Annotated in this window: 2 protein-coding genes and 1 pseudogene; all 3 read right to left on the minus strand. The window is 54.7% G+C overall.

Annotation, left to right across the window (positions count from 1 at the left end; translation table 11 throughout):
• On the minus strand, nt 1–2,900 hold a 2,900-nt coding region (locus HMPREF2842_RS09190), incomplete at its 3' end, for a siroheme synthase (protein WP_168165237.1).
• A gap of 247 nt (nt 2,901–3,147) precedes the next feature.
• Nucleotides 3,148–5,211, minus strand: a complete 2,064-nt coding sequence (locus HMPREF2842_RS05280; RefSeq protein WP_049354781.1) for a superoxide dismutase — start codon at nt 5,209–5,211, stop codon at nt 3,148–3,150.
• A gap of 252 nt (nt 5,212–5,463) precedes the next feature.
• Nucleotides 5,464–5,866: pseudogene (locus HMPREF2842_RS05285) on the minus strand (siroheme synthase); the annotation flags it as partial.

Here is a 5,866-nt window from a genome sequence, read left to right on the forward strand (position 1 = left end):
GCCCAAATGTACGCGGCGTAGTCCGGGTCGTTCGGTGCCACATCCGCGTAAGGGCTGGTTGCAGGCAGCTCAGCATGAGGCGCGCCCGCCAGGCGGTACAGCGCCACCGTGACATCGCGGCGACTCAGCACAGTCTTACTCTCATCCAGAAGAGCCTGTTTCTTGATCCATTCGACAGCAGCCTTCTGCTCCTCAGCAGTATTCGCCAAGAGATCAAGATTCTCAGAAGCCACCGGCTCGACCGCATCCGCGGCACCATCCTTGCCCGGGGTTACCTTCTCCAGAACAACCCTGTACGCTCCCTCATAATTCAGCGCGCTACCGGGAACGTTCAGCGTCTCCTCAGCGGCACCATCGTGGATGCGCTCAGCGGGAATAACCTGCTCCAGAGCCTTCTCACCGGTCAGCTCGCCGAAAATATCCGTTGCCTGAATCGAGAAACGGTAATAGCCCTCGGCAAGCTTCGGAAGATTCGAGACGCGTGCGGTGAGAGTATTCATCTCCTGATACGGGTTGACGCGCTTATACGGAATGTACAAATCCGGACGCGCTACAGGCTGGTCAGGATTCGGCTGGTTATCACTCGGCTGCCCCGACCGCACCGGAAGGAACTGCGCAACACTGGTCAGCAAGCTACCGCTGTACTCCTCCTCACCCGGGTGAGGCAGATTAGAACCGTAGATACCAATCATGTAGAGCCTACCCGGCTTCAACGTACCCGCCGGAATCGTCATCTTCGTGCCGAAATAGTTATTGCGGAAACCCGTACAGTGATGCAAGCAGTTGCCCGTCAACGGAACAGCATGGGAGAAAACAGGGCGTCCCATAATCTTTCCGGTAGCCGGGTCTGCCTCGTATAGAGTGACGTACGCCTGGCTGTCGTATCCACCTACGATATTCGGGGGAAGAATATGGTAGCCCTCAACCGTCAGAGTCGTATCCTGCCACGGCTTATCAATCGCCGAAATGCTGTAGCGGTACGTCGGCTGGTCAGGCTCAGGGTCGCGCACCGTGGGCAAGGGAATTCGTGCCGTAAGACGATAATCTTCATACGGATAGTCGTGCGGGTCAGGCTTATCGGACGGGTAGTAGGTCAGCACCACATCGAAGAGCGTACCCTCCGGAACCATCATCCACTGCTTCGGAATGTCAAGAGTGAACGTGACGCTCCCGTCAGGATTATCGTGGGCCTTGCCCTCAGCGCGGAGGCCGGCAACCTTGCTGCCGTACTGCGCCTCAGGAAGGGGATTGCCGTAATATGGCTCAAGGTAATTCTCACCGCGCTCCACAATGCCGAACTCATACAGCGTGTACTTCGCGCGGAACTCGGCACTCAGCGGCGCAGTGGTCACAGAGACGGTACCGCCCTCAGAAATGTTGAGGGTGCCCGAGGTGAGCTTCATGCCAACCGGGTTGTCAGGTTTCTTATCCTCAGCAGGGGTGGGAGGGGTCAATGGGGTAGGGGAATCCGCCAGCCGAACTGGTGCAGTAACCGTAAAATTATGAATCTCTGAACCGTAGTAAGGATTATCTGAGAAATAGACCCTCAGTTCCGCTTCGGAACCCAAATACACGCCCTGTAGCTCTTTAATATCCTCAGCATTAATTTCAAGTTCTACGGTTTGGGTGCCGTCGGGGTTACGGACCACAATTTTGTCACGTTCATAGTAATGGTCACTATTAACGCTGAGGTTGGCAATCGTTTTTTGAGCAGTTTTATTATAAACACTGATTGACCCGATATAGTACCCCAAATCAACTTCCGGGGAAATATTAGAAATAGTAACTTTATATTTCCCCTCATGGTACGGGTCAACCGTCTGAGGGGACAGCGAAACCTTCGGAAGGGTATTGCGGTACGTATTGCTCTGGTAAGGCATTTTCATGGGGTTCTTGCCCACAGGAACGAAGGGGAAGGCACGCCTCATAGCAATCGGGCCTGAAGGAGAGTCTCCCTGTACCGACAGATAATAACCCTTGCCTGATTTCAAAAGACCGGCAGGAATCGTAATTTTATGCTGAAAATGACCGTTAGGAATTAGGTCATGAAAAACCCGCTTAGAATACGGAGAATCCGAAGGGTCAAAAGGTTCCAGCTCCTTGATATATTTATGGGTAACATTTGCAGACGGGTCATATTCTACGAGAGTAAAACTTAGCTTATTCATCCCGTCAAAACCCGAACCCGTCATATTGATTTCAATCGGTTTTCCGGAATTAATCTGCTCCTCCGAAATAGAATCCACATCATAGGTAATAGAAGGCAGAACAGACGCCGGAAAATCATTCGTCACAGGGAGCGCCGTACGAATACGATCCTCAGTATTCCACTGATAGGGGTGCGCTTCATCTAGCGGGCGGTAGGTCAAAATAACTTCGTACTCCATGCCCGCAGGTATGCCGTTGGAAGATACTTCCAAGTCAGCGCTGAAAGTCCCGTCTGGGGCAGGCGCCGGAACGTCAAAGCGCGGCCCCTGGTATGTTGGCTCCTGGTGAGGACCCACGTAGGTAGAGGAACCCTTGGGCGCAATAATGAGGCTACGTAGCTCATGGTGCGCCAAGAATTCGGGAGTGAAGCCGGCACCCTCAACATGCACCGTGCCTCCGGCATAAATTCTTAGTGCTCCGCTAGTGACGCGCAGAGTCGGTAGCGAACTGGTCTGCTCGCCCTGGGCTACAGGATTCTGCTGATTGTCTGCTTGTTTCTGAACCAAAGCTGCAGCGGGGGAGGCTGGGGTCGCCTGCGCCTGCTGCTCAGGTGCCGCCTGGGTCGGTGTTGCGAGTGCCGCCGGGGTGATACCGGCCAGCGGACTCAAACCCAACAGTAGCGACAGGCTGAGCGCGCGGGCGCTCGCCGGGTGGCGCGGGGCGCCTCGTGGCGTGAAGAATGAAGACATCATTATCCCATCTACAAAAAACTGTGCGGTGATTGAAGCGAGCGAGTAGATGAAGCGAGCGAAGAAGTCGAGCGGATAAAACGTGAAAAGAAAACCCCGAACAGGGGAGAAGAAGCCCCGTAAAGCCTGGTGCCGGGCAAAAGAACTCGCAGAAGGCAGGGAAGAAAAATCGGGACGGTACCGGCGGGCTGAAAAGTCGAACTAATCCGAACATTCCAGCCCACCGGTTACCCCTCACCACAACTGGGCGCTACTTGAGATGGCTACCGCCGTGCTCCATGCGGTAGAGCATCAACGCCAAGTCATAGACAGACGTTGTCTCCATGAAAAAGCGTTCGTGTTCCCAACCCCTGGTGTAGCCCCAAATGCGTTGCTGCACAGCCCACCGAGATTCACGCCAAAAAGCACTACCCTCCTCCAAATCCAGAACCCATGGGTTAGCGCTCACCTCAGATTCATCCGACCCCGGCAGGCTACCGTTACGAGACTGCGGTGCGGCAGTCGGCAAGCCGGGAGACATCATACCGCGCGAACGCTGATACCTGTACAGGAACGCCGCCGTCGAATAATTGTGCATGTTCATCTCCGGGTGGAAATTCCCATCCGCCCAACCGAACGTAATGCCCTTCTGACGAGCCCAAATATACGCGGCGTAGTCCGGATCATCCGGAGTGATATCTCCATAAGGACTCGTCGCCGGAAGCTCCACTCTCGGCGAACCCGCAAGACGGTACAGCGCCACCGTCACATCGCGGCGCGTCATATAGCTGTTCCTACCTGAATCAGAAAACTCAGGAAGAACCTGACGGCGCTTAAACCATGCCCAGGCGGCGTTGACCTCCTTATTCTTCGTAAACTGCAGCTGTAGATCCTTCGAAGTAAGCTGCTCAACCGACTCAACCGTACCGTCCTTGCCGGCAGTCACCTTTTCCAAGAAGAGCCTGTACGAGCCGTCATAATTCAGCGGCGCACCGGAGATGGTCAGCTTCTCATCCATCGTGCCGTCATGGATGCTCTCAGCAGCAATCTCCTGCACCAGCGTCTTCTGACCGGTCAGATGTCCCTGCTCATCAACATGTTGTACCGAGAAACGGTAAGAGACCCCAGGCTGCTTCTTCAAACCGACGGCGCGTACCGGCAAGATATTTTCCTCATCATAAGGGCTCACCGTCGTAGCCTTCAGAAACATCTCAGGGCTAGCCGATTCCTTATTAAGCGAACGTACCGGAATGAAATCTGCAACATCATTCAGCAACTCACCGGGGTAATTCTCATCCTCCGGACGGTCTTTACCGTAGAAACCAATCTTATAGACCTTACCCGGCTTAAGCGTTCCCCCAGGAATCGTAATAGACGTCTTAAAATGCCAATTCAGGAAATAAACGCGCTCTCCACTACGGGAAGCCGGGTACGGAATCCGAGTGGTGAATTCTGGTTCGCCTACAATCTTTCCGGTCTTCGGGTCGACTTCATAAAAAGCCAGAAGCGCGGGGCCATCCTTGCCCTCTCGACTACCGCTCGTAAGGATATGGAACCCCTCAATCGTCAGAGTCGTATCCTTCCACGGGTCATCAATTGCGGGCACACTGAAAATGTACGTCGTCTCAGTCGGCTTAGGGTCCTGCACAACATTAATAGGTGCACGCGCCACAAAACGGAATTCGGACGGCCAAGAATCCTCCCGGTGGCCCTTCTTGTGGTACGTCAAAATGACGTCGAAAAGAGTGCCTTCATTAGCCTCAATAATGTACGGCCCAATATTGAGAAAGAAGGTGTAGCTCCCGTCTGGGTTTTCTACCATCTGCTTCGGGTTGGGATCACGGTCAAAGAGGTAGCCAAAGTAGGCATATCCGTCAATGCGGGCATACGCGGCTTTGAAGTACGAAGAACCGCGGTCAACCAGAGAAAATTCGTAGAATTCGTAATTCTGGCGGAATTCAGCACTGAGCGGAGGCGTCGTCAGCGTTACTGTGCCGCCTCGAGAAATGTTGAGAGTCTCAGGAGAGACTTTAAACCCTTCCATTTCAGGATGGCGAGATTCATCTACCTTCGGAAGCGAAGACGTGGCTTCGTCAGCATCTTCTTGAGCTGCGGCGGGGGAGGCGGGGGTCGCCTGTTCCGGGTCTGCATGAGCAGGTGCAACCTGTGCCGGTTGTGCCGGGTGTTCGGGAGCCGCCAGCGCCGCCGGGGTGATACCGGCAAGCGGGCTCAAACCCAGCAGCAACGACAGGCTGAGCGCACGGGCGCTTGCCGGATGGCGCGGAGAGGTGGAACAGCGCCGGGCGCCTCGTGGTGTGAAGAATGAAGACATCATTATCCCATCTACAAAATTTATACGGTGATTGAAACGAGTGAGTAGATGAAGTGAGTGAAAAAGTTGAGCGGATAAAGCCTGAAAAGACCCCCCCCAAAAAAACAGAGGAGAAGTAGCCCCGTAAAGCCTGGTGCTAGGCAAAAGAACTCGCAGAGGCAGGGAAGAAAAACCGGGGTGGCACCGGCAGGCTGAAAAGTCGAACTACGTCGAGCATCCCAGCCCACCGGTTACCTCACTCACCACGACCCGGCGCTACTTGAGGTGGCTGCCGCCGTGCGCCAAGCGGTACAGCATCAACTTCAAATCACCAGAGGAAACGAAAGACCTATCAAAGTCCTCATAGACGTATTCCCCATCAACGCGGTAACCCCACATGCGGTGATCAACAGCCCACTGAGCCTCACGCCAAAAAGCGCTACCCTGACGAACCTTATGCTGCCAGCCGCTAGCACTCCGAGGCGCATCCTGGTTACCCGGCACAGACAAGCTACGCGGCAACGAGGCAGAGGTCGGCGCCTTCGGCGTGACCTGACCCATCGCCTTCTGGTACCTGTACATAAACGCCACCGTCGACGGGGTCGAAAGCTTCGCCTCCGGGTGGAACTTGCCATCCGCCCAGCCGAAGGTAATGCCCTTCTGACGAGCCCAAATGTAC

This window comes from Rothia sp. HMSC069C10 (assembly GCF_001812205.1).
GTDB lineage: Bacteria > Actinomycetota > Actinomycetes > Actinomycetales > Micrococcaceae > Rothia > Rothia mucilaginosa.

Coding starts and splice junctions, on each gene's coding strand:
- HMPREF2842_RS05280 (WP_049354781.1), bottom strand. CDS start 5,211: ATGATGTCTTCATTCTTCACACCACGAGGCGCCCGGCGCTGTTCCACC.